Origin of the sequence: Arthrobacter sp. lap29, assembly GCF_032458965.1 — a bacterium.
Classification (GTDB): Bacteria; Actinomycetota; Actinomycetes; order Actinomycetales; family Micrococcaceae; genus Specibacter; species Specibacter psychrochitiniphilus.
This window is the reverse complement of sequence record NZ_JAUCEK010000001.1, coordinates 658,282-683,136: the sequence shown is the minus strand read 5'-3', so window position 1 is coordinate 683,136 and position 24,855 is coordinate 658,282. Positions and strand designations below refer to the sequence as shown.

General features: G+C 55.4%; 13 protein-coding genes and 1 pseudogene. 8 read left to right on the top strand and 6 right to left on the bottom strand.

Annotated elements, in window-relative coordinates; translation table 11 throughout:
• Positions 1-54: 54 nt before the first annotated feature.
• Together RY113_RS03020 and RY113_RS03015 are read right to left on the bottom strand one after the other, a co-directional pair.
• The gene (locus RY113_RS03020) at positions 55-1,428 is read right to left on the bottom strand and encodes a DNA-processing protein DprA (protein WP_315913303.1); all 1,374 of its coding nucleotides are present in this window, start codon (positions 1,426-1,428) and stop codon (positions 55-57) included.
• Positions 1,425-2,075, bottom strand: a pseudogene (locus RY113_RS03015) (ATP-binding protein); the annotation flags it as partial. The pseudogene RY113_RS03015 and the gene RY113_RS03020, both read right to left, overlap by 4 nt.
• 24 nt (positions 2,076-2,099) lie before the next feature.
• Between RY113_RS03015 and RY113_RS03010 the strand changes: the two are divergent.
• Both RY113_RS03010 and RY113_RS03005 read left to right on the top strand, forming a co-directional pair.
• A complete protein-coding gene (locus RY113_RS03010) occupies positions 2,100-3,557 on the top strand; it encodes a recombinase family protein (protein ID WP_315913299.1) in 1,458 nt (485 codons plus the stop codon).
• Between the two features lie 1,055 nt (positions 3,558-4,612).
• Complete coding sequence (locus RY113_RS03005) at positions 4,613-4,867, top strand: hypothetical protein (RefSeq protein WP_315913297.1); 255 nt, start codon at positions 4,613-4,615, stop codon at positions 4,865-4,867.
• 183 nt (positions 4,868-5,050) lie between these two features.
• Here the strand turns inward: RY113_RS03005 and RY113_RS03000 are convergent.
• A protein-coding gene (locus RY113_RS03000; protein ID WP_315913295.1) for an IS3 family transposase occupies positions 5,051-6,339 on the bottom strand; the annotation gives its coding sequence in 2 pieces (ribosomal slippage) (positions 5,051-6,066 and positions 6,066-6,339; 1,290 coding nt in all).
• A 456-nt stretch (positions 6,340-6,795) separates the two neighbouring features.
• On the opposite strand from RY113_RS03000, the gene RY113_RS02995 reads away from it, so the two are divergent.
• Positions 6,796-7,611, top strand: a complete 816-nt coding sequence (locus RY113_RS02995) for a NaeI family type II restriction endonuclease (protein ID WP_315913293.1) — start codon at positions 6,796-6,798, stop codon at positions 7,609-7,611.
• A 708-nt stretch (positions 7,612-8,319) separates the two neighbouring features.
• On the opposite strand, the gene RY113_RS02990 is transcribed toward RY113_RS02995, so the two are convergent.
• Together RY113_RS02990 and RY113_RS02985 are read right to left on the bottom strand one after the other, a co-directional pair.
• Positions 8,320-9,432, bottom strand: a complete 1,113-nt coding sequence (locus RY113_RS02990; RefSeq protein ID WP_315913291.1) for a DNA cytosine methyltransferase — start codon at positions 9,430-9,432, stop codon at positions 8,320-8,322.
• Between the two features lie 100 nt (positions 9,433-9,532).
• Positions 9,533-9,745 carry a hypothetical protein gene (locus RY113_RS02985; RefSeq protein ID WP_315913289.1) on the bottom strand — a complete coding sequence of 71 codons (213 nt, stop codon included), beginning with the start codon at positions 9,743-9,745 and terminating at the stop codon, positions 9,533-9,535.
• A 977-nt stretch (positions 9,746-10,722) separates the two neighbouring features.
• Between RY113_RS02985 and RY113_RS02980 the strand changes: the two genes are divergently transcribed.
• From RY113_RS02980 to RY113_RS02965, 4 genes are read left to right on the top strand one after another with little or no spacing between them, the layout of a single operon-like run.
• Positions 10,723-15,483: a DEAD/DEAH box helicase gene (locus RY113_RS02980; RefSeq protein WP_315913287.1), complete on the top strand. Its 4,761-nt coding sequence runs from the start codon at positions 10,723-10,725 to the stop codon at positions 15,481-15,483.
• Positions 15,483-17,066, top strand: a complete 1,584-nt coding sequence (locus tag RY113_RS02975; protein ID WP_315913286.1) for an NERD domain-containing protein — start codon at positions 15,483-15,485, stop codon at positions 17,064-17,066. The genes RY113_RS02980 and RY113_RS02975 overlap by 1 nt, the downstream gene beginning before the upstream one ends.
• Positions 17,012-20,173, top strand: a complete 3,162-nt coding sequence (locus RY113_RS02970) for a helicase-related protein (protein WP_315913284.1) — start codon at positions 17,012-17,014, stop codon at positions 20,171-20,173. Before RY113_RS02975 ends, RY113_RS02970 begins: the two co-directional genes overlap by 55 nt.
• On the top strand, positions 20,170-22,029 hold the full coding sequence (locus tag RY113_RS02965) for a DUF1998 domain-containing protein (RefSeq protein WP_315913283.1): 1,860 nt from the start codon (positions 20,170-20,172) through the stop codon (positions 22,027-22,029). Before RY113_RS02970 ends, RY113_RS02965 begins: the two co-directional genes overlap by 4 nt.
• A gap of 40 nt (positions 22,030-22,069) precedes the next feature.
• Here the strand turns inward: RY113_RS02965 and RY113_RS02960 are convergent, their stop codons facing one another.
• Positions 22,070-22,669, bottom strand: coding sequence for an HNH endonuclease (locus tag RY113_RS02960; protein WP_315913282.1), 600 nt, complete (start codon positions 22,667-22,669; stop codon positions 22,070-22,072).
• A 1,130-nt stretch (positions 22,670-23,799) separates the two neighbouring features.
• Between RY113_RS02960 and RY113_RS02955 the strand changes: the two genes are divergently transcribed.
• Positions 23,800-24,822, top strand: coding sequence for a DUF4192 domain-containing protein (locus RY113_RS02955; RefSeq protein WP_315913281.1), 1,023 nt, complete (start codon positions 23,800-23,802; stop codon positions 24,820-24,822).
• Positions 24,823-24,855: the final 33 nt, after the last annotated feature.

The window sequence follows — 24,855 nt, the reverse complement described above, 5'->3', positions numbered from 1 at the left end:
ACCGTTACCTATCCCCCGAAGGATTCCCGGAACGTTACGCGTGGTTCTGGCACCTCACGATCTGCGGCTTCGTTTCCAGCCACCGCCAAATCGTTCAGCAAGCCCCAAGACTTCCAAACGAGCCAAACCCGAAAGCACAGTTGCTGCACTGAGCCCGGCCACTACGCACAGCTTTTCCAAGGTGGTGGCTGAGTGCAATGGTAAGGCATCCAACAGCAGCAAATCTGAGGTCCCCAGCCCGTCATGCAAGGCGGCTTCAACATACGGCTCCGTGGATAGGTGTTCGCCTATGCCGCCTGCCAATTCGGCGACATCCGCAGCATCAGTGACGCACACGGCAGAACCTTCCTTGAGCAGCCGGTGGCAGCCAGCAGAATTCGCCGAGTACACGGAACCAGGCACCGCCCCCACTAGCCTGCTCAGAGCTTCTGCATGGTGGGCGGTATTCAAGGCCCCTGAGCGCCAGCGAGCCTCGACAACAACGGTGACGGAGCTCAGCGCCGCGATGAGGCGGTTGCGCTGTAGGAAGCGGTAGCGAGTGGGATTAGTGCCAGGTGGCACCTCTGAGACAACGAGTCCTCGCTCGGCAATGGTCCGCAGCAGATCTTCATTTCCTGAGGGGTAGAACCTGTCCACGCCGCCTGCCATAACGGCAATGGTGGGCGGGACGTCTTCTGCCGGCCGGTACCCGCCGCTGACGGCGTTGGTGCCTGCAAGCCCCGGCTTTGCCGTCTGCTCCAGCCCTGGCTCGAGCAGTGCCTGCTGAGGGGAGGGCTGGCGGGAAGACTGCAGGTGGGGCTGCAGGTGGGGCTGCCGGGACGCGCTCAACGCTCCTCTGTGAGCGTGGGCATCAATTCCGTAGGCGCCTCCGCTGATCACGGTAAAGCCATGTTGCACAAGAGTGCTGGCAATTTCTGCGCTCACATTTGCCCCATAGCTGGTGCTGTCCCGTGAGCCCACCACGGAGATGCACCTGGCTTGTGCAGGTAACGCGGTAAGACTGCCCCGGCACCAGAGAGCAATGGGTGCGGCCAGTTCCAAATCCTCGAGCGCCGGGGGCCACTGTGGATCTTCTGGGACCAACAACCGCCCATGCAACCGTGCCACCGTGGCCAGATCACGTTCCGGCGCCACATCCACTAACCGTGGACGCCACCGTGTCAGTACCTCGCTTAGCCCGGCCCACCGTTCACAGCCCGCTGCTGAGAGAACGGAGGTCATTTCCTTCTCCACACGCGCATGGGAACTGTCACGGCCTCGAATGAAAGCCAGCGCGTCCTGCGCTCCGAGCACCTGGATGAGGGCTAGACCGGGCAGATCAGAGGGTTCCATCAGCCTGGACAATGCGGCCCTGGCAATCAGCAGGGACTGACTTACCCCTGCCTGCCTCAATTGCGCGTCTGCGCCATCTAATTCTGCGCCGTTCATGGTATTTCTCCTCGCTGCCGCAACGTCAGTGCCAAGCCAACGTCTTCGCTGCCCGGCTTTTCCCGTCCTTGAAGGTCTGCCACCGTCCACGCCAGCCGCAACACACGGTCATAGCCGCGGGCGCTGAGGACCCCCGTGCCCATGGCCTTGTCCAGCAACGCTGTCTCGCGCCCAGGCAGCCGCAAGGGCCCACGGAGCACCCTGCCGCTCAGGTCCGCGTTATGTGCCAGTCCCCACGGCTTCAACCGTTCACCGGCAATGTTGCGGGCCAGTTGTACCCGTGCGGCCACCTGCCGGCTCGACTCACGAGGACCGGAGTCCGCCAGTTGCGCCAATTGCACCTTGTTGACTTGAAGTTGGATATCAACCCGGTCCAGCAAAGGCCCTGAGAGCCTGCCAAAATAGCGGCGCCGAGCCATGGGAGTGCATTCGCAATGGATGCCTTTCCCCGTTGCTTTCCCGCAGGGACACGGGTTTGCGGCCATGACGAGCTGAAAGCGGGCCGGGTAGGAGGCCGTTCCGGCGGAGCGGTGCAGGATAAGTTCCCCGCTCTCCAACGGTTGCCGCAGCGCATCCAACACGCGCTTATCAAATTCCGGCGCCTCGGCAAGAACGTTGACGACACCCCACGCTTGCCTCATACTGGCTCTAAATGAACGGCAGTGATTCCTATGAAAAATATCGACCCAACTCCCACACGATGCGCGATTTATGCCCGGATAAGCGACGATAAACGTGGTGAAGGCCTCGGAGTGGAGCGCCAAAAAGATTCCTGCCATGTCCTTGCCGCAAGCAACGGGTGGGAGGTCGCGCTCGTAGAGGTTGACAACTCAATCAGCGCCTACTCAGGCAAACCCCGCCCTGCGTACATGCGAATGATGGATGCTATAAGGAATCATGAGATAGATGCCGTGATCGTCTGGAATCTAGATCGTCTATATCGCCGTATGAAAGACCTAGAAGAATACATTGACCTCGTGGAGGACACGGGCGTACTGACCCATACCGTCATGGCTGGGGCCTTCGATCTGAATACAGCCATGGGACGGGCTATGGCACGCACAAGCATCGCTTTCGCCACTCTTGAGGTCGACAACTCGAAGGATCGTGTTTTATCAGCCAAGCTCCAAGCTGCTAAAGCCGGCAAACCCTCGGGTGGCAACCGTGGCTACGGCTATGAACAAAATGGCATGGTCATCATTGAGAGTGAAGCAGTTATAGTTCGTGAGGTCATAGACCGATTCGTACGGGGCGAATCCTGGCAAACAATCGCCACAGATTTGAACTCACGAGCTGTTCCGACGGCAAAGGGCAACAAGTGGTGTGCGGCGAATGTGCGCAACGTCGCCATCCGTCCACGCAACATCGCGATCCGCGTTCACAACAACGATGAGTACCCAGCGCAATGGCCACCGGTCATCAGTCTCGACACTTGGGAAGATCTGCAGCTTGCCCTCAAACGAGGCCAAGCCATCAATGGGAAACGCTCCTACTCGAATAAGCACCTTTTGAAGGGGTTTGTACACTGCGGTAGATGCGGCTGTCGTATGCACATCGTTAATGCCCAACAACGAGACGGCAGCTACTCTCCGGCTTTTGGATGCCGAAAGCGCGATTACCGCGGTGATGAAGTTGGCTGTGGACGTATGAAACGCAGGAAAGTCCCGTTGGAGGACTTCATCGCCGATTGCATCATGTATCGTTTGGATTCGCCAGAGCTAGGTGTCATGTTAGAGGACGTGGAGTCAAACACTCCGGCACTGAAAAAGCTTCTTCGCGACCACGAAATGCAGGCCAGACGATTACGAGACGTCTTAGAGTGCTACGCGACGGGTGAACTCACGCTGGATGAATACAAGACAGCAAAAGTCCACGCCCAATCACGCTTAGATACTCTAGGGCGCGAGATAGATGCCAGATCTGCCAAAACCACCGTGGCAAAAATTCCTGCCGGTCAGAGCGTACGAGAAGCGTGGGACAACGCCGACATGCCGTGGCGTAGACAGCTAGTGGACACTGTGATCGAGAAGATCCATGTCGACCCGCGCGTACCTGGTAAAAAAACCCCTCTCTATAAAAAGAAGTGGCAGTTCGATCCAGACCTAATTCGCATCGAGTGGAAGGTCTAGCCTCCATGATTGCCATCGGCTCGAATGCACTAGCGATGTATCCAATTTCTTCCAGACCACTTTCCACACCTTGTCTGGGTCATGTCACACTGCGTCCCCAACGAATGGAATAGTAACCGGCCCAAAGAAGCGGCCTGAGATCCATTTGGAGACTTGTGATGCCTGCAATCGAATCCCAAAGTCCTGTTACTCATGCCGAACGTCGGCGGAAAACCAAATCGAGGAACACCGCGATTCTTGCCTCAGAATTGACGACCGGCTGCTCTACCGGAATGCCAGCTGGAACAGTATCGTCGTCGGAGGTTGGGCCTAAAGAAGCGAGCATAGAGTTGTCGGATTGGATCGGACCGCAATGTTCTAAACAAGGCCTTCCAATCAAACTGCACGATCCAATAGCACTAGCTGCCATCGCCGCAATGGTACGCAGGCTGCATTAGTAAATGTCTACAGAACCCGAGTATGCAAACAGTGTCGCCCTGTCACAGAAATGTAGCACCACGGAAAACATACGAAGTTGGAAAAATGATCAGCCCGAGAATCTCTTGGTCGTGGGTTCAATTCCCGCCCGGGGCACAAAAACATGCCTCTGACCTGCGGCTTCATTCCGCAGGTCAGAGCGGCTTAAGGCCAAAAACGGCCCAACTCCCCCTTTACTCCCCCAATTCAGCAAAATTTTCTTTAGATTTCACTCCCCCTATTCAGGGCTCTCCATGTTTTCGCGTCAAAAATGATGGTTGCACCTGGCCCCATTAAATTTCAAGAACTACCGGCGCTTGCCGACCGCATACGATGAGACTAGGCGCCTGCCACTGGCGAGGAAGAGGTCCCCAGAGGCATACCGATACCATGAGACGCGGACGCTGAGCAACAGCACGCCTTCCGGCACCATCCTGCGCATAGCGTCGAATCCGCGCCAGTATTCAGAGCAACCGGACTCTAACTGTTCGAGGACGCCTGACTGGGTGGTCTCCAGAATGCCAACGATCTTCATGCCATCACGATAGGCGAAACCATCACCTATATCCCATGTGAGACCAGCCCGACATAATATTCTAGTGGATATATTCGACCGAGACTCAAAGCTCAGGGAAATCATCACTGCCGCCGACCGACACCCCGATCGCAGCGATGAAAGACCACACATCATCCCCCGTTTGGAAAAGTCGCTAGTTAAGGTTGGTAGCCTCTACGGCCGCGCCGTCGAATACACACCCTCCTACGGCCATATTGAATGGTACGAATCCTACGGAAGCTACAGAATCGAGTGGTTCACAGCCATCCCGATCAAAAGAATCAAGCAAAAGGACTAGCACCGCAAGTGCTATCTCTAGCCATTTACCACCGGAAATCAAAACATTGGCAGAGAATGACACAACTGTGCCATCCTGGCACACATGCCAGGCCGAGCCAAGACATCGACAGTGGAAAATCATTTATCCCGCGGACCACACCGTCCGGGAAATCGCAGACCGCTTTCTGAACCGTCCCGGGAATCATGCCGCCGTTTTGTGGGCGGCGTCGTCGGGTAACGAGCCGGTTTCTAAATCATAGTAGGACTGCTCGTATTCCTCTGGTGTTTGGTGGTCCAGGGCGGAATGCAGACGGCCATTGTTGTACCAATTAACCCACTCGAACACGATCTCGATGACGTCGCTTTCGGTCTTCAACGCACCGGTGCGAAACGGTGAGTTCTTAGCCACGGCTTCGTTCTTGAACAACCCCATGACGGTTTCTGCAGCGGCATTATCGTACGCGTCGCCAACACTGCCGATGGATGGTTGCAACCCCTCCAGCGCCAAGGTGTCGGTGTAGCGGATCGAGGTGTACTGCGAGCCCGCATCGCTGTGATGAATCAGCCCTTCCGGGACAGGCCGGCCGGTGTGCTGGCGGCGCCATAACGCCATGCGCAGGCATTGCTCCACGAATGCCGTGTCTTTTACCGTAGAGGTCTCCCAGCCAACGATCGCGCGTGAGTACAAGTCGATGACTAGGGCAACGTAGACGAAGCCCGCATAGACCGGCACGTAGGTGAAGTCGGTGACCCAGACCTGGTTCGGTGCCGGGGCGGTGAAGTCCCGGTTGAGCAGGTCACCGGCGCGTCGCCCGTCCTTGCCAGGGATCGTCGTGCGGGTCTTCCTCCCGCGGATGAGACCGTTCATGTGCTCATCACGCATGAGACGATCCACCGTGTGTTTGGAGGCTTCCGGGAAACCGTTCCGTCGTAGCCATGCCGTCATCTTCCGACGCCCATAGATAATCTCGGGCCGGGGACGGCCCTTCGCATCTTTGGCTTTTAGGGCCCGGAGCGCGTCCGTGATCCGGGCGTCTTCCAGGGTGCGAAGGGCCGGCAAACGCTTCTTCCAAGCCCGGTAGGTTCGTGCGGCGACCTGCACGCCCTGCCCTCGCAGGACGATGCAGATCGACTCGACCGCATGACCTTGGGCCCGCTGCTGGTCAATGAATCGGCAGATTAGCGGCGGCGAGGGTCGAGTTCCCTCGCGAAGAAAATCGAGGCCTGCTTGAGGATCTCGTTGGACTCCTTCAAATCCCGTACCTCGGCCCGTAGCCGCTTGATCTCCTCCAGCTCGTTACTGCTCGGGCCCTTCTTCGCGCCAGCATCAATTTGGGCTTGGATGACCCAGCGGCGAAGCGACTCGGTGCCAACGCCGAGCTTCGGAGCCACTACCTTGCAAGTAGCATTCACCGATGGGTAGTCCGACAATCGATCCAACACCATGCGCACTGCACGGTCACGGACTTCAGGGGGAAAATTCTTGGGCATACTCACTATCTTTCTCAAAAAAGACGGCGGCATCAAACCAGGGACGGTTCATTCATCAACATGACAACAAGAGTGACTTTAGCTACAGACGCCGGTAAATTTTCAGGCTGGTCGGCCGCTCCAGCTGAACTGCGTTGGTCGAAAACCACCTGGACACGGCAACGACGCGCGGGTGGCAGTGACTCAAGGAGGCCCGTCACTCGGTCAAATTCAGCGCGAAATGTCGTCCGAATGCTGACCACGATGCCGACACGGGCGAAGTGGCAATAGCTGCAGCGCACCCTCTTGGCGCGTCGCCTATCAAATGCGTCTGCGGGCAAGGCATAATCATGTCTTGTGGCCCCGAAGAGATTATTACTCCCCCCTGGGAGCGAATGTGCAAGTGACCGAAATGGCATCACACATATCGTCGATGATCCGCTATCAGATGCCGATCTCCAGACTGTGCACACATGGTTGACATCCCACCCGCTCGAGACGTTACTCACCGGTGCGGTCAATGATGCCGTTGAATACGTACTCGATGGAGCCAGAACTTGGCGTTTCGATCTCAATAGCCCTGACGTCGATTCGGACGAGCGGGCAACAGTAGGCACGAAATTACAGTACCGGGTACTTGCCGCGCTTGATCTCATCAAAGAACCTCCGCTCGACACGACGATCCTTGGCATCGCCGTCGAGCTAAAAGGGACCGTTCGCACCAACTGGATGATCCCTCGAGAAGGTCAGTGCCAGATTTGCCTTCTCATTCAGGTCGACGCGAAGAACGACCGCCACCAAGTCCTCTTGATGCGTACCCACCGTATTTGGCTGAACAGGGGCAATGGGGACCAGAAACGCAACATTATGGCGGATGCGATTCGTACCTACGCACTGCCCGTTCTTCCTTGGACTCCGCTTCCTCGCAATCCATTGAAACTTTTGACCTCCGAGCAGAAGGCGGTCGTCTTCAACTTGAAGGAAGGAATTAAACGACGCCTCACTGCCCTATTTGGCTATCTGCCCGAGGTGGTCATCCCGCGTATTACCATCGAAACGGTGGGAGCAAACAGGAAAGATGCAGCTCGCCGCGCCCGTGAGGCAAAGTTTGACGTCTATACCCAGCACGGTCTCGTCGTGCTCATGGGTACGTGGATCCCACAGCAGGAATTGGCCGCGAGACACGGTTTCGATCTTTCTGGGGAAGCCTGGGTCGCCATCAGGCCGGAGACTCTTGGAACGGACTTTGAAGTCGCAAAAGCAATGTCTTTTGCGACGTCCCAACGAACTTGAACGGCTCAGCTGGCAGACGGGTTGACGGCCGTGCAATCGCGCACGGCAACAAAGTATTTACAATGTTGCCGATTCTCTTCGTCATGGCGCACTTCCTGTGCCAGCTGAAAGGCTACCTCCCGGAAAGTCCTGGATGCTGCTTTCCTCGCCATCCATATCCGTTCAGTATCAAGGACTGCTTCACGTAGCTCCCGTCAGTCGCGGGTTACCCCAGGGCGCTGCCGACCGAGACCACCCCTGAGCGCTAGAACAAAGGCTTTTTCAGAGCTCGAAGAATCAAGTGCAGATCGGGTGCAAGGCAAACCCGCACTGTTTTCGGCTCACGACATGAGTCGTCCCCGCGGGCCTCCCACCATCTTCTCGGATGTAGAACATCCGCATGGGGAACCGCGGCGGCACGCCCCCGGGCTCCTTCGCGCGTTCCACGACCCCTTGAACGAACGCTATGCATCCGTCAGGCAGCATTGGGGCTAGACGAAATGAGCATTGGACATTGCAGCACAAATTATCTGGTCGTGGTCACTGAGGTGACCCTGACTTGCTTGTCAATCGAAAGATGGCGCAGAGGTTACCTTTTTCCATTCGTTCACGTCGAGGGTTCCAGAGTCGGGACAGCCCTGGGTTTCAATGGCATTGTCGAGGAATGGCGAGACAGCGTGTAAAACGAGTACCTAATGGAATTTGCCTCATCCTGAACGACCAGACGGCTCACACCGGAAACGGCAGGTTCATAGTGGAGGTCTTCCCATCCGCCTCCTGTGCAGCCAGCGCCGCGTACAAGTGTCTGGCAATAGCCTGGGCAAGTGCTGTAGGAACCGCGTTTCCAATTTGCCTTGCAATCTCGATCTTGCTGCCTTCAAAAATGAAGTCGTCCGGGAAACCTTGCAGACGTGCTGCTTCACGGTGCGTGATCGGCCGATTCGCTTCAGGGTGAAGATAACGGCCTTTCTCCGGCTTGTAAAATTCCGTTCGAATCGTTGGGCTTGGCCGCTCCCACCAAAGCCTACCCATCACATCTGTAGTGCCGGTCGGCTTGTTGGCCCAGCACGCTGGAAGCAAATCTGGACGGTTGCGGGCCAGGTCAAATCTGTTACCACCCGCGGGGATCGCCTTGTACCGTTCCAGGCTCGTTGGCCTGGGGTTTCGCTTCAAGTGCAATTCCTGACGGATACCGCTCTTGCCAGCGAAGAGTTCGGGTTCCGTTGCCGTCGGGTATTGGGGCAGATCACTAATCGCGTCTCGAACCGTCATATAAGGCACATCGGTCAATGAGTTCGGGCCGTGCGTGATGGGCGGAGGCCACTGAACTTCTGATGCGTCACGGACGGCCATAAAGATACCTCGGATCCGCCGTTGAGGCGCACCGTAGTCTGCTGCATTTAACGGACCATAGGCAAACTTGTATTTCATCAGCAATGGATCTGTTCCCATTTGATGGAGAAGTGCCGCGAACTGATCCGATTTCTGAAATTCGGGGACGTTCTCGATGATAAAAGCAGCTGGCTGGACGTCCCGAACTGCGCGGAGGTATTGCTGCCACAACTCGTTCAATTCAGCACGTGAGGCATCATCCCTGTTCTTGCCCAGCGGGGAGAATCCTTGGCATGGCGGGCCACCGATAATCACGTCAGCTTCAGGGAAAACCTGCACATCCGTAACGGAACCTGTTTCGACGGTTCCGCCGAAATGCCGTTTGTACGTTCTGGCCGCTGAATCGTCAATCTCAACGGCGAGAATTGGGCGAAAGCCAAGGTCCGCTTGCTCAAAACCCAAGGAGAGGCCGCCTGCCCCTGCGAATAAGTCAATAGTTCTAATGTCCATGATGCCCTTCCGGTTACAATCTTATCTTGGCACAGACCACTGACATCGCTGCCCGAGTGCCAAACGCAGAGTGAATTTCACCTCAAAGGGCCAGCCGATCCTACGCTTCGGGCGATTCGTAGCTCTGCAAGTCCCCCGCCACGGCAAGGATCCATTGGCCATCAGCAAACCGAATCTCGTACAAAGCTTCTCCCGAGCTGTCTAACCCGAGCCGGTTCATGGCAAAGTACTGCCAGCAGTCTCTATCCCTGGCAACAGCGTCGCGAGTGCGGACGGAACGAAAGGTACCCAGCGCTTTGTCACTCAGGTCCATTCGACTGCTACAGGCTTGGCATACGGTAGATTCGTGGCGCTTCCGAGACCCGAATCAACTATCAACTTCAACTCAGTCATGCTGGCCTTTCCCTAGACCTTTCACAGCCATATTCTCCCCAAGCCAAATAGGCAAACCTCACTGTTTTCCATGAGGCGACTGAAAGTCGCTATGTTCACGCGATGTCATCCTCGAAGCGACAACAACGAGGCGCGCTGCTGGACCGACGAATGACTGGCAGAACCAAATGCGCGCACACACCAGAATAGCTGCAAGTCCCAGGTACTTTCGAGCGAAGGACCGGTTTCGTTGACACGCCCCCCAAGACCCATCCACATCGTGATCTCAATCGAGCTACATAGTCGACGATGGTCGAGCGTCAGGAACATCGTTACCAAGTTAGTCGCGGTTGTGTCCTCCCCCCGGCGATTCAGCCCCAGGTTACATAGCCGTACTTCTCTCGACGTTCCTCGTTCTCGGACTACCTGAGCACTCGACGCTTACGCCTTCGCCATCCACCCGCTACATTTCCGTCGCTCCACAGGGTCAAACGAGGATAATTTCGCTTCGAGCGCGCTTAGCACCGTTCGGCTGGGCCCAAGCTCGATTGTTTGTAACGGAATGCCTGCCCATGCACCTCTGCTTTAGAGAGACGACTTGACTTAAGCGCTTCAAAACAATCCCTTTTTCCGCAAGAAGCCCCCCGCTCTCCTCATAGTCCAACCGTAATCGATTATGTAAATTCGGGTTCGTCGGGACGCAAGACAGGTATATTACGGACTTCTTCAATTCCCGGTCCGGAAGAGTCCAAGCCGCTCAAACGCAGCGAAGTACCGGTCAAACTTGCCGCAGATCCGTCGAAGATCGGACCACCAAACAACTACGTACATGCCTCGGCCAAGATAACTTGCATACTAGTAGAAGTATCACCCAGTAAATGGGTTTCAGAGTATCGGCAAGCATTGGGGGAAACTGGTATGACCGGAAAATTGGCTGGCAGCGAGCAGGCACATGAGGACATGAAGAAAAAATTTTGGCACCAAACTGACGAGTCACTGGTTGCGCAGATTGAAAATCAATTACGTGCTGCCGTCTCCTCATACGAAGCTGATCCGCAGTTACTCCGCGAACATGCCAATCAGGAAGAATCTTTCCGCACCGGAGGGTATGCCAAACGTCAAGTCCTAGAACTTGTGCAGAACGCCGCTGACGCCTTGCTCCGCCACGATAGCCGCGGAAAGGTCGCGGTCGTTTTGACTGACGACGCACTGTATTGCGCTAACGAGGGACGGCCCTTTGATGAGGCTGGCATTGATGCAGTCACTCACGCCTACATTAGTGACAAACGCGGCGACGAAATCGGCAGGTTTGGCCTGGGGTTTAAATCGATTCTGGCAATCACCAGCAATGCCCAGATCCTAAGCCAATCAGTCTCTTTCGAGTTCAATTCGATAGCGGCACAGCAAGCCCTGCGCTCAGTATCAGTTCCGGGACAGCGAACGCCCAAATTCCGAATACCGACTGTTTTCGATGCTTCGGCTGCAATGATATCTGACACAGTCCTGGCTGAACTTGCAAGCTGGGCCTCCACGATCATCAAAATGCCACTTGACGGCGGCCAGGAAAGTCTGGCGACTCAAATTCGGGAATTCCCAACGGAATTTCTCCTTTTTGCAAATACTGTCAGTGCGCTCGTGATGGAGGACCGACGGACGACCACTGAGCTGTATCAGCACGAACACCTCTGTCAAAAGCTTGATAATAATGAGTTCAATCTTCACCGTCCTTCCAAGAAAGCCGAACGTTGGCTAGTCGTAGAACACATGCATCGGCCTTCCAGCGCAGCCCTCCAAGTCGCTGCCGAAACTGTCGCCCGAGCTGAAATAAAAATTGCCTACGCGGCTCCGCTCGACGTGGCGATGGCCGGTCGTTTGGGATCATTCTGGGCCTACTATCCCTTGGATGAACAGACCACCGCGTGGGGGATCTTCAATGCCCCCTGGGCGGTCAACGATGATCGAACGAGTATGTTGTACAACAAATACAACGAGGAGATACTGGATGTCTTCGTTGATATCTTTCTTGATGCGGCTCCCCGATTCCGCACGAAGGAAGACCCAGCAAGACATTTGGATTACCTGCCCAGCCGTGCCCGCGAGTTCCGCGGTTATGGTGATGAAATCTTGACCACGCGGGTACCGTATCGCTCAAGAAGCGCCGCACTCATACCCGACAGCCAAGGAACCCTTTCAAAATCTGATTCCTTGCGGGTTCTCTCATTTGATGAGTCCTGGCAAGGCCGAGAACCAGGGGCAAAAATGCATGCCCTTTGGCAGAGTTCCCCCCACACCGACAGCCAAGTCCCCCACTGGACTTGCTTCACGTCAGGTACCCGCTATCTGCGTCTTCGTGAACTGTTTCTCGACGATTCTGTCACTTCCGGTCCAGATGGCCGTCAGACCTACCCTGGAGTGGACTTTATAGGCTTAGCCACGTGGCTGACAGAACTTGGAACCTCTGGGGACTTGAATTATGCCAGTTCGGCTCTGCGCATAGCTAGTAATATCCCGGACGTCGCCGCCAGGAATAGAGCTTACGAAGCAAGAATAGTGCCGACAGCTGAGGGATTTGTCAGGATCTCAGACAGCAAGACTGTGTTTCTGCCTGCGAATGACTACCCGCCTATCAACGGCCTCACAACAGTTTCCGCAATTTTCCTTGCGAAACCGGAGAATCGGTCGATTCTCGAGAAATTAGGCTTCAAAGAAGTGGCGCCCGAATCCGCTATTGGAGCTCTGTTGTCCCAGTGCGACGACGAAACCACTGCCGCGAAATGGGAACAACTTTGGGACATGTTCCTGGACATCTCTGAACGGCAATCAGAAACTATTCTCAAGCGACATATCAGCCTCGGCGGAATGATTAAGGTCATGACGCTGGCTGGGTCCTGGCAGCCAGCTGAAAGAGTTGTTAATTCAGAAGTCACGGGAGTAACGATCAAAGACCCTGCTCGAGCCCTCGACCCAAGTTTCCACAGCCGCCCACTGGCTGAAGCAGCTGGCGTCATAACGGGCGTAGACAGCCGTTACCCAGTCATCGAGGAAGAGATCTTTGCAGAGTACCGTTCTTGGGCAGAGCGGGAGTATCGCAGACAACTACCCAAGAGGCCGGCTTCGGAGGCGTTAAGCGCTCGCTTTGTCGATGAATACGCTCCCGGGCCAATTTCCATTTTTCTGGAATTTGACCCTGAGACGGAAATGAAGGGTCTCGGAGCCTGGACTGCACAAATCCTGAAAGCAGGCACTGGTCCGGAGGAATGGGCTTTCCGTTATGACCGAGATATTCCTGCCGCAATGGTGCTCGCCCCCGACATTTGGGCCGCGAGGGAATTTGGACTGATCGACACCTTGTGGGGTCACCGACGGCCTTCAGCTGCCCTTTCACCGGCGTTGACTGAGTACACAAGATACTTACCCGTGTCTCTTGAGCCTTCAGCACGAAAACTCCGCCTTGTCGACAATCTCGATCAAATGCCCCTCGAAACGTGGCTTGAGTTTCTTGAGCGCGATCATCCGGTCACGATTGCCAATTCGCGTGATCACGAGACTCTATGCCACTTGATTTCCAGCGCGTTGCTGGCCCTCACCGGTGCAGGTAAGCGCCCGTCCCTGATACCGGCAGTCGTCAACGGAGCCGTACGAAAGGCGAGGGCATCGGATGTGTACGTTGCCTGCGAACCAGAAGAACTTGACTACTTACAAACAGGTGAACGCCCATATATCTATTGCCCAAATGCGCAGCATCGCGACATAATCTTGGCCGGGTCAGATTGCCGTCTCGCCAGCGAGGCAATTTCCTTCGCGCTCAATGTAAGCGAGCCGAATGACGCTGAGGCGATCGGCGACGTCTTCCTGGGGCTTAGAGACTTTGTGTCGCGAGCCGTACTCGAGACAGATTTGGTTCGATGCGCAGGGCTGGCTCGCAGGGTGATTACGCCAGACGGCACTAAGGATCGACCAGCACAGTTTGCCCTGGAAGGCGGCGTTATGTATGTCGTGGATAGCGCCACAGACCACGACGTTTTGGAATCGATCAGCCTCGAGTTCGAATCAGAACTCGCTTCTCGCGACATCGACGACATCCTGCGTCAGCGCGACCGCGCGGCAGTCCAGGAACTCAGAACGGCATCGCTTGCGTGCAGCACGGACCAAGCCAGACTCGAACTTCTGGTCGGCACAAAGAATCTTCGCACAAAACTTCCCTCCGGGCTGCTTGCTGCACTTAACGCGCTCGGCGCAGATACCAGTGAATCCGCCATCCCCAAAATATTCCTCGACGTTCATGGGTCCGATGCTCTTAAAGAACTATCCGACGACCTTGCAGCCAAGTCGCTGGTCATCCCGCAGAACTGGGCTGGGTCCTCAAGCGCCAAAAAATTCGTAAGAGATCTCGGATTTGATGCACAATTCGCGGGAGAACGTGAAGCCACAATCCCCAACTCAGAATTGGTTCTGGGCAGGCCCGGCCTTAAACCTCTCCATGACTATCAAGAATCCGCGTCGGAAGAGATTCGAAAGATACTTCGCACTGAGGGGGGCTCTTCTGGAAAGGCCATGATTGAACTCCCCACCGGAGCTGGTAAGACGCGAGTGGCAGTCGAATCGATCGTTAAATCCTTCCTTGCCGAAGAGATCCAGGGTCCGATTCTATGGATCGCCCCTACTGCCGAGCTCTGCGAACAAGCATTTCAGTGTTGGAGTGAGGTCTGGCGCGAATTTTCGGACGAGCGAGCGTTACTCATTGGGCGACTGTGGAGCAAGCATGATGTCAGTGAACCAGACACGAACCTCAGCGTCATTATTGTGACAGACGCAAAATTGGACACGTCGATAGTCAACAACCCCAACTACGACTGGCTCGCGATCCCCACAGCCGTCATCGTCGACGAGGCCCACGTTGCTGGCGAATCCCAAAGGTACACGAGAATCTTCACCTGGCTTGGGGTCGACGGTCGGCACCACAGTCGTCCACTACTTGGACTGTCAGCTACGCCATTCAAAGGCCGGAAGCCCGAAGCTACCGATAGGTTGGCAGCACGTTTCGGTCGTAATCTCGTGAACTCTCTCGGTGACGATCCAATCGCTGAATTGCAGAAGCGAGGCGTCCTTTCTCGCGTCACCCGGCAGGTCCTAGATGGGACAAATATTGAGCTAGACCAAAAGGAACTGAATGCCGTGGCTCAGTTCAACAAATTGTCGGCCACTGTATTAGCAAAAATCGAAGCTGACGAGGAGCGCACCACGCGCATCATCGATCACGTCGTTCAACTCCCAGAAGACTGGCCAGTCCTTATTTTCACTTCCTCTGTGCTGTCAGCACAGATTAGCGCCGCGTTGCTCCGGTCAATGAACATATCTGCCGCGTCCATCAGCGGAACAACTCGGCCTCAGGAGCGTCGAAGAATCACCAATAGTTTCAGACGAGGTGATACCAGGGTCCTCGTTAATTGCGATGTACTAACACAGGGATTCGACGCACCGTTGGTCAGAGCACTTTATATCGCCCGCCCAACTCTCAGCCCGGGACTTTACATGCAAATGGTCGGACGCGGACTCCGTGGCCGCCTCAACGGCGGCTCTGATGAGTGTCTCATAGTGGATCTCCAAGACAGCATTACCAACCTCGGTAGGAATTTGGCTTACCGAGACTACGAACAATTCTGGAATGGGTCGAACTGATGCGCCTAATTCCCCCTCTTGAATTCATAAATCCCAAAAATAGTCGCGCAGAGCGGCGCATCGCCGAGCTGCTCGACAAAATCCCTAGCGATGATGCAGTGGCCTACCATTCAGTTCATCTCCCTGCGCACGAAACTAAACGAATGGGGGAAGCCGACTTCGTAGTGCTCTGGAATGGTGCCGTCATAGTCGTTGAAGTGAAAGGAGGTCGGGTCAGCCGCGTGAATGGCCTCTGGCAGTTCACGAATCGATTCGGGCAAACGAACGCGAAACCTGAATCACCATGGCAACAGGCGCAGGGTGCCATGTTTGCGCTCAGAACGTCCCTCAGCGCGCAGGTCGATGACTTCATCAACGACATCGCGTTGGTAGTGACCCCCGATCAAGACTTACCGTCCGATCCCGAATGGGGAAGTTGGGAATGGGCTGGCCCAGCCGACATCAGAACCCCCGAGTTGTTCAAAAGAGTACTTGATCGATCCGCTCGGAAAGCTAGGACAAATCCGAGAAATGGCACGCTAAATCCTGCAGGAAACATGGCCGGAATCCGACGTGTTCTGAGACGAGATTTCGACAGGATCCGCAGACTTGTCGACGAAGAGGGCCGCATTAGCGGTGAGATGACAGAGCTATTCGGTGATCAGGCCAGGAGCATGGAGGTCCTCTCCGAAAATAGCCGCGTTCGCGTCGAAGGCGGGGCCGGCACAGGAAAAACTCTTTTGGGCATCGAGTGGGCACGACGCTTTTCCGACTCGGGCTATCGGACTGCATTTACATGCAAATCACCAAGACTGAGAGAATATGCGAGCAGATCACTGGCAGAATCACAGGTCTTTGTGCTTCCTCCCGAACATCTGATATCCCAGGGCCCATTTGACGCGTTGGTTATTGATGAAGGGCAAGACTTAATCAACACTGATGATCTTGCAGTCCTGGATGAAAGCCTCACTGGCGGCTTAGAACAAGGACGCTGGTGGATGTTCCTCGACAACAATAATCAAGCCCACGTCGATGGATCTTTTGATGACGATTCGTATGCGATTCTCAGAGAATGGGCTCCAGTAACCGCCAAATTGCGTGACAACGTTCGAAACACTGGTCCAATAATAGACTGGATCCAGCTACATTTGGGATCGGACCTTGGCATTCCCCGCGTGGGCGCTGGGCCAAAGGTCAAGACCGTCCGATCCCGTCCAAATGATCATAAACGGTTCCGTGAACTGGTGGAAGACTGGCTAAAGTATCTTCACCACGAATCGGTCACCATCGGCAATATCCAAATCATCACTTGTGCAGCCACTCCCGGTGCAAGCGCACTGCCTCTGTCGAGTTCAGGGTCCACACTCACCTACACTTCTGAAATTGGAACTATCAGCGTTGCAACGCCTGCCCAATTCAAGGGGTTGGAATCAAATCATGTGCTTGTCGTCGACCTTGACGACTTGGACTCATCCGAGGCTGAAGCGCGGGCTTACGTTGCACTAACTCGTGCAAGTGTCTCCCTCTGGGTTGCCCTCGGAGATAATGCATGGAACGTAATGCAATCCATCTCCGTCGAACAAATACTGAAGCGAGCACATTAATGGATGCAACAGCAAGGCAAGAGCAGACAGTTGAGTTTCTAAAGAACAGTTACGTCGGACCTGTTGGTGGCAAAGCCGAGGTGCTCCATTCACGTCCTGACCGGACGTATCTAGTTGGCACCCTGTATCCAGCAAGTGATCCTTTGATTTGGGACTTCGACACCATTGCAGGTCCGGATGAAGCGGTCGATCCGGGCGACACCGAAGACCCAACGATCGAAACTTCAAATTCATGGAAACCGTCTTCGGCATCCCTCTCGTTCATACACGATGGGGAGGCTCTCGATTGCACGATTTCCTTCGGTACCTATGAGGACGAGGCAAAAGACGGAGGCGCCGATTCACACTCGTGGCGGCGCACGCAACATGGCCCATTCATTTTCTCCCTATCTGAAACTAAAAGCTACTGGGACGCACCCGGCAGCCCCGCCTACGAAGTTCAAGTTTCATCCCGGTGGAGGCCTCTAGGCGGTAGGTGGCTGGTCACCCTTTCAGTCTCCAATGTTCGGATTGGGCGAGACGAAAAAGACGCCACTAAAACCGAGGACGCCATCTACCAAATCGGATGCACCGTAGCGTCCCAAAATGGATCGATTCTCCCGTACGAATCGACCGACGAACTCAACCTTAACGAGGAAGAAGAAGAGCTGGCCCTCCGGTACAGGGACAAGGAAATATTTGCTGTCGGACATGGGATCGCCGTTGAGTGGACCAGCCCAATTGATGGTCCAGTCACCGTCCGCATGGAGCCGCTACCGTCCTACACTGTTCCCGTCCTTACGGCACGAAAATCTGATGACAAGGTCTTCAACCTCGAATCTCTCGCACGGGTCGAGGAAAACCCAGCACCCGTAATCCAAGGCCTAAGGTCCTTTGTCGATGACTACGAATTTTGGATAACTGGACAGGACAACAAAACAACTGATCTCGAAGATAGGCACCTCAATGCTGCCAATCGACTTCTGGATCGCCAAGGTAAGGCCGTCAACCGAATGCGAGAAAGCATCGCCCTTCTCGCTGATTCCCCCGACGTCCAGAGAGCATTCTCCTTGTCCATGGTCGCGATGCGTGACCAAATGATTCAGTCAAGGCAGGTTCAATCACGAGAATCCGAAGGGGAAAGCGCGGAGGCGCTAGAGCCTCGCTGGCGTCCATTCCAACTTGGTTTCATCCTTCTATGCCTCAAGTCCCTCATTGAAGAAACCCATGACGATCACAAACTCGTCGACCTAATCTGGTTTCCCACTGGTGGCGGCAAGACAGAGGCGTATCTAGGACTAGCGGCAATCGAGATCTTTTGGCGCCGCATAACCCGCAAACATAAGGGCGCTGGTACTGCAGTCGTCACCCGTTACACGTTACGACTTCTCACAACCCAGCAATTCCAGCGTGCGGCCGCGCTGGTCTGCGCAATGGAACTCTTACGCAGAGACGACGACCGTGTCATAGGCATGGCACGTTTCTCCATCGGACTGTGGGTCGGCAACGATACAACCCCCGGCACCGAAGCTGAAGCCCTAACCCAGTTCAAAGAAACCCGCACCAAGCAAAATCCCGACAATCCATTCCAGCTCGAGTCATGTCCTTGGTGCGGTCACCGGATCATGCCTGCACAAAAATCACCTCGCGATTCCGACTACGGTGTGAACGTCGATGCCGGGTCAGTAATATTGCGATGCCCCTCGGCGGATTGCCCATTCCGGGCCGAACTACCCGTTGAAGTTATCGACGAACGAATCTACCGGAACCCTCCGACGATCTTGCTCGCAACTGTGGACAAATTCGCTCGCCTGGCAGCCGTACCAGCAGCTGGTGTGCTCCTAGGACGTGGAGCCTATGATGCTCCTTCGTTGATCATTCAAGATGAGCTTCATCTTTTGTCGGGGCCATTGGGAACTACCGTGGGCATCTTCGATGCCGCAGTCATGGGCATCATTGAGTCCAGCGGCAAATCACCAAAGATCGTCGCGTCTACTGCAACCATTCGTGCAGCTCAGGATCAGGTTAAGAATCTGATGGCCAGGGAAGTGCAGCTTTTCCCGCCTTCTGGCGTTGACGAAGACGACAGTTACTTTGCCATTCCCGATAAGAACCGGCCCGGGCGTGTCTATCTGGGATTAATGCCCCAAGCTTTCACGCAGGCAACATCGACGGTACGAGGCTTAACCCCCCTCTTGGAAGCACCTTACGCGCTGACTACCACAGATAGACAAGACCTAGACGCATACTGGACCGTAGTTGCCTACCACAACAGCCTGCGCGAATTGGGTCGAACAGTCACCATTGTGCGAGACGACATCCAATCGCTCCTCAAAGCACGATCATCACCAATCTCCCCTGGACGTGCGCTGCGAAGTGACGGCCTAGCCGAGCTCACAGGCCAGGTCCCAGCCGACGAGCTGCCGAAATCCCTATCCAGACTCGCAATACCCTACGACAGGTCTGACGCGATCGATGTCGTCGCCAGCACGAACATGCTTTCGGTCGGAATTGACGTACCTCGGCTCGCATCCATGTTTATGAACGGCCAGCCCAAAACCACCTCAGAATACATCCAGGCCACCAGTCGAGTAGGTCGAGGCGAGGTACCAGGGATTATTGTGACACTTTATAGAGCTGGCAAGCCTAGGGATCGCTCACACTACGAGAGCTTTCGCGCCTATCACCAAGCCCTATATCGACATGTCGAGCCGACCAGCGTCACCCCTTGGTCGCTATCATCGCGGAGACGAACATTAGCTAGTGTGCTCGTGGCCTTCATCCGACAGGCAACCAACCTGCAAGCTAATGAAGCCGCAGCAGAATTCCGGCGAGACTATGCACCTGTTAAGCGGGCCGTCGCCAGCATAATGGAAGTCGTCTCCAAAGCAGATAGCTCGGAAGCAGAGGAGACCGCACTCATGCTGTCACGGCTCACACAGGAATGGGAGCTACGGGCCACCGCAGACAGTCATGGCACGGAAGAATTGCATTACCAAGATAAACAGGCCCCATCCCTCACCAAATCATTCGGTGAAGAAAAAGTTGGGTGGCCAATTATTAACTCAATGCGAAATGTCGACAGAGCCGTTCGGATTACAGTCGCTGGCGAAAAGGAAGCCCAATGAAAAATCAAGATAGGCTACTGCGTCTTCAGGAAACTATCTACCCATTCGGGCCAGGCGCAATCGTTGATATCTTAGGCGAGTCGTTTATAGCACCGGACATCACGAAGTGGCCAAATTACGGGCCTCAGCCCCTCCGATGCCTCCGTCTAGAACGCGAGCTTGGAGTCAGTGGATTCATGACTGCCCCGGTCAAGGCATCCGGCAAGAAGCAGAACAAAGCATTTGGAAAGTCGAAACCCAAACCCGCACCATCCCTAGACTATTGGCGCTTCCCCAAATGGAGATTTTGCCAGTCATGCCTACTCATGAGTAACTCCATGAATTGGGTCCAGGGAATTGCCAAAAACACTTGCCAAGCTTGCGGCAACGGAATGGTCCCCATGCGCTTCGTCGCCGTCTGCGAAACGGGGGGGCACGTTCAAGAAGTCGACTGGCAATCCTGGGCGCATCGGCGGGCACAAACTGACGAGCAAAAACAATGCCGAGCCAAGGACCGGCTTCACTTCAGCACGTCCGCAGGGCGTGGCGAATCATTGAGCCAGACTCATATTTCCTGTCAGGCCTGCGGCGCCGAAAGAGATCTTGGAATGTTATCAGGGGAAAAATCGCTGTCCAACGACGGCTACCGGTGCCGCGGCGCTCAACCCTGGGAGTATGTGGTCGGCGATTCATCCTGTGCTGCCGAACTCAGAGCCGTACAGCGGGGTTCAACGAGTCTCCACATCCCTGAAATCGTCACGGCACTAGACATCCCCGAAACAACATCGCGCTCGGAGCAAACAAGCGACAAGATTCGTGAGCACCGTTTGTTCTCTTCGCTTGCGAGTTTGGAAGGTGGCCCAGCGGAAGAGCAGATCGCAAAGCTAATCGCCACCGACATCGGCGTCACACAAATACTTGTCCTGGCGTTGAGCCGTGCTGGAACAGTCCCAACGCTTGAGGAAGCTACGGCAAACTTACTCGTTGGTGAATGGTCCGCATTTCAAAACGCCCTTGTGGACCACGATCACGATGAACATCCAGACTTTGACGTTAAAAGAGAGGAATTCGCCTCGAGTCTGGATGCCACGTCTGCGCTGACGAACCACATCGATCATGTAGCTGGGGCGCGGAGGCTTCGAGAGGTCAGAGCCATGAGAGGCTTCAGACGTTATAAGCAGGACTCCACAATCGTGAGAGTCGATCTCGGCAAGATTCCAGCCCTTGACTGGTATCCGGCCGTCGAGCAGTTTGGCGAGGGCATCTTCATCGCATTCAAGGAAGAAAGCCTTCAGGCGTGGGAAAACGATCCACAAGTCATCAAGCGTGTTGCAAATATTTCCCGACGCGCCCTGAACCTTAATCTATTGCATCGGCGGCCAGAAGCAACTCCCCGCTACGTCATGCTCCATACATTTGCTCACATCCTCATCCGGCAACTGGAATTTTCCAGTGGATACTCCGCGTCGTCCCTGCGCGAACGGATCTACGCCCTTCCCGGAAGTGCCGACCCTCAAGCCGGGATCCTGATCTATACAGCCTCCGGCGATACTGAGGGCACTCTCGGAGGCTTGGTAAGGCTTGCTGGTAGGGATCGACTGGCTAAAATCCTTCTGAAGTCAATCGAAAATGCAGATCTTTGCTCAAACGACCCCATCTGTCGAGAGAGCCGCGGTCAAGGCATGAATGCTCTGAATCTAGCTGCTTGCCACGGTTGTTCCCTTGTATCCGAAACCTCCTGTGAATCCGGAAATATGTTCCTAGATCGGAAGCTACTGGTGGGAGATCAGTACTGCCCCGGATTTTTTGACGAAGTAATTGTAGAAGCCCGTTCACGATTCCGTGCTGGAGGCACTTTTCGCAATAGCTCCAACTGAGCTACTGACGGCCAGAATGGATCCGAAGTTCGCTTGGAAGTTACGCTCGGTGCGCATTCCAATGAAGCCGAAACCATTCAATTTGAGCTGGCTTGAGTTTGACGTGAAGCGATTCATTGCTCAAACGTGCGTAGTCCGGGTAGTTGCCGAGGTCTGAAACACTGATCTTACAACTATCCGGGTCTACGGCCAGTCGTCCAAGATCGAACAATCGGTGCAGGTCTTTTCGAAGCAAAAGGCCACCATGCTCATGATGTTTGCCTTCTTTGGCGAAACTATATAGGTGAGCCGCATCCAAAACATCCACGGGGGCAGGCCCTGTGAAAGCACAGACCGCACCATAGTCCTTAAGGAGGGCTTGCCTGAAAGCATTTTGACCTCGCCGAATGCGCGTTGTCGTGATTTTATGTCCTCCAACAATGGCATCGTGTCGACGTTCGACTATTTCTGAAGATTGCGTTCCTATCAGGGACAGCACTGCCGATGCAAATTTTTGCCATTCAATTTCACGGATACTGAACTGAGCTCCAGGATCTTCACACATCATCAAGAGGTCACGTGCCGTAAAAACGCCGCGAAGGTCCGTCCATGCAGCTTCATAGTGGGCAACGTATTTGGTCACCTCGACGATTCGGCTCACAGGTGTCTCAAACTCTCCTTTACATTTCGAGCAACGGTATCTAGGGCTCTTCGTTGTCCTTTCATTAATGTCCGACGCTTTGCACGTCAGATCAGGGCAGTACCTGAGCGTCTTAACCCCTGCCGATGACTTCACGTGATCGATGACTGAGACGCCGGTACTCACGAATTTGTCACGCACGACGATAAAGTCACCGGCTGCTGGCTTGGAAGAATTGGGGACATTGCTATCCCATCGATAAGTCGTCTCCGGATGGTCGTCGTAACCCTCGTTTCCTCCGTAAGTACGAACGGATCCTAGTGCCGAGACCAACCAAGCTTTATTTGCCATTTCCAACCCCAAAATAATTGCAACTCACCGCCGGAAGGCGTCGTCATTTCCACCTCTACACGCCGCAAGGCATAAAGATAGCCTCCCGAGCTGTATTGAGATCCAGGTGCCCAGCGGTCGGGCGTTGCGCTTCTGACTTACGGTTTGCGCGGTAGCGATACTAAGTGCTCATATCTTAGACCTTCGTCCAGCCTATCGGCTGATGCGCAGGTCCTTCTTTGAACCACACAAACCGGTGGTAATGAGGGACCCCGAGGACGACCCAGATGATTTTGTCGCGCCAATTTTGAACACGGCAGTACCAACGTTGCCAATAGAGACATCACACCTCGGTCTGTAGATTTCACGGGCAGTTCGGCCACCGCCAAACGCCTCAGGTTCAATCCCGACGTCGAGTTACGTCGCAGAGGCCAGGCACCACCATGGACTGGCCTGAATAGCGAAACATCAGTTCACTAGCATGAATGCCACTGGGCTTTCAATGGTCAGTCCAAGCGAATGATCCTTCGCCATGGAGATCTATGAATACATACCCAACCACGTTGCGCCTTCTGGTACCCCATCATCGCTGGGCGGGCCCTTCACGCAACCAGGGCGCTGCGCGCCGGCCACTCCTCCAAAAATTCTTGCTCGGCGCTCCTGCGTCGCTTATTTCCTCGAAACAATTTTTGCCCCGTGCCCGGTACCCCAAGTTGCCCTCCGGCCCCTAACACCCAGCGGTGATTCCTCTTACCAGAAGGCACCACCAGAGCAGGCGGCCGCGAACAACCAGCCACCGTTCACACAAGAGGAGCAAGACAATGGAACCGATCAGAATCAGCAGCCCAGCCGACGCCATCAGCTATATGGGCCACAGCCTCGGCTACTGGCCCAAGGAAAGCCTCGTCTGCGTCGCCCTCGAAGGCAAGACACTCGGCCCCACCCTCCGAGTCAACCTCCCCAACAGCACAGGCCCCACTGAGAACTACGCCGACGTCGTCGCCCACTCCATCGGCATCGACCGCGACGCCACCGCCGTCCTCATCGCACTCTTCACCCACCAGCCCTGGGGCAAAGAACTCCAAAAGCCATTTGCGGCCATGGTCCAAAGGCTAAAGCGCCGGTTGTCGGCTGCCGGCCTGCTGGTCCATGACGTGTGGATCGTCGGGCCTGAATCCTTCGCCACCTACGACGGCGCCAACCCCGCCACGTGCGGCAAGGAAACCCCGCTGACTGCCGTCGAGTCCAGCATGCTCAACGCCGAACTTGTCTACCAAGGCAGCCGCATCGAACACAGCGACACACCCGCCATCCCCGAGTTGTTCGCCGCCGTCGACCACGACGCGGTCGAGGCAGCGTTGCAGGCCCTGGCCACCAACCCCGACCAAGGCCTCCACGCGGCCTACCGGTTGTGGACCGAACTCATCGATCACGGCGCCGAACCCAGCCATGAGCAGTTGTCCGAGGTCTTAGCCGGGCTGCAGCATGTCGGGCTCCGCGACCAGATCCTGGCCGACATGCCCGGCATCAACGAGCCCATGGCAGTGACACTCTTTGGTGCCACGGACGGAGCCCCGCAGTGGGACCGGATCGACAGGTCCGAAAAGCTGCTGCGGCAGCTGCTCACCATCGCCTCCCCAACCCACGCAGCCGCCCCGTTGACGATGCTCGGACACATCTGCTGGTGGAAAGGCAAGGGAACGGCCGCCGCAAACTACATGCACGTTGCCCTGACCTTCGACCCCGACTATCACCTGGCTAGGCTGCTGGACCAGCTGCTCGGCGCCGGCGTCGTGTCCGGCTGGGCGCAACACAAGACCACCGCGTACCGGAACCACCACTAGCAATCCCACAGGATTCAACACCAGAAGCCGAGA

Bases quoted from the DNA above. Each gene is read 5' to 3' on its own strand.
- RY113_RS03020 (WP_315913303.1), bottom strand. From the start codon at position 1,428: ATGAACGGCGCAGAATTAGATGGCGCAGACGCGCAATTGAGGCAGGCA.
- RY113_RS03010 (WP_315913299.1), top strand. From the start codon at position 2,100: ATGAAAAATATCGACCCAACTCCCACACGATGCGCGATTTATGCCCGG.
- RY113_RS02990 (WP_315913291.1), bottom strand. From the start codon at position 9,432: ATGGACATTAGAACTATTGACTTATTCGCAGGGGCAGGCGGCCTCTCC.
- RY113_RS02985 (WP_315913289.1), bottom strand. From the start codon at position 9,745: ATGGACCTGAGTGACAAAGCGCTGGGTACCTTTCGTTCCGTCCGCACT.
- RY113_RS02980 (WP_315913287.1), top strand. From the start codon at position 10,723: ATGACCGGAAAATTGGCTGGCAGCGAGCAGGCACATGAGGACATGAAG.
- RY113_RS02975 (WP_315913286.1), top strand. From the start codon at position 15,483: ATGCGCCTAATTCCCCCTCTTGAATTCATAAATCCCAAAAATAGTCGC.
- RY113_RS02970 (WP_315913284.1), top strand. From the start codon at position 17,012: ATGGAACGTAATGCAATCCATCTCCGTCGAACAAATACTGAAGCGAGC.
- RY113_RS02965 (WP_315913283.1), top strand. From the start codon at position 20,170: ATGAAAAATCAAGATAGGCTACTGCGTCTTCAGGAAACTATCTACCCA.
- RY113_RS02955 (WP_315913281.1), top strand. From the start codon at position 23,800: ATGGAACCGATCAGAATCAGCAGCCCAGCCGACGCCATCAGCTATATG.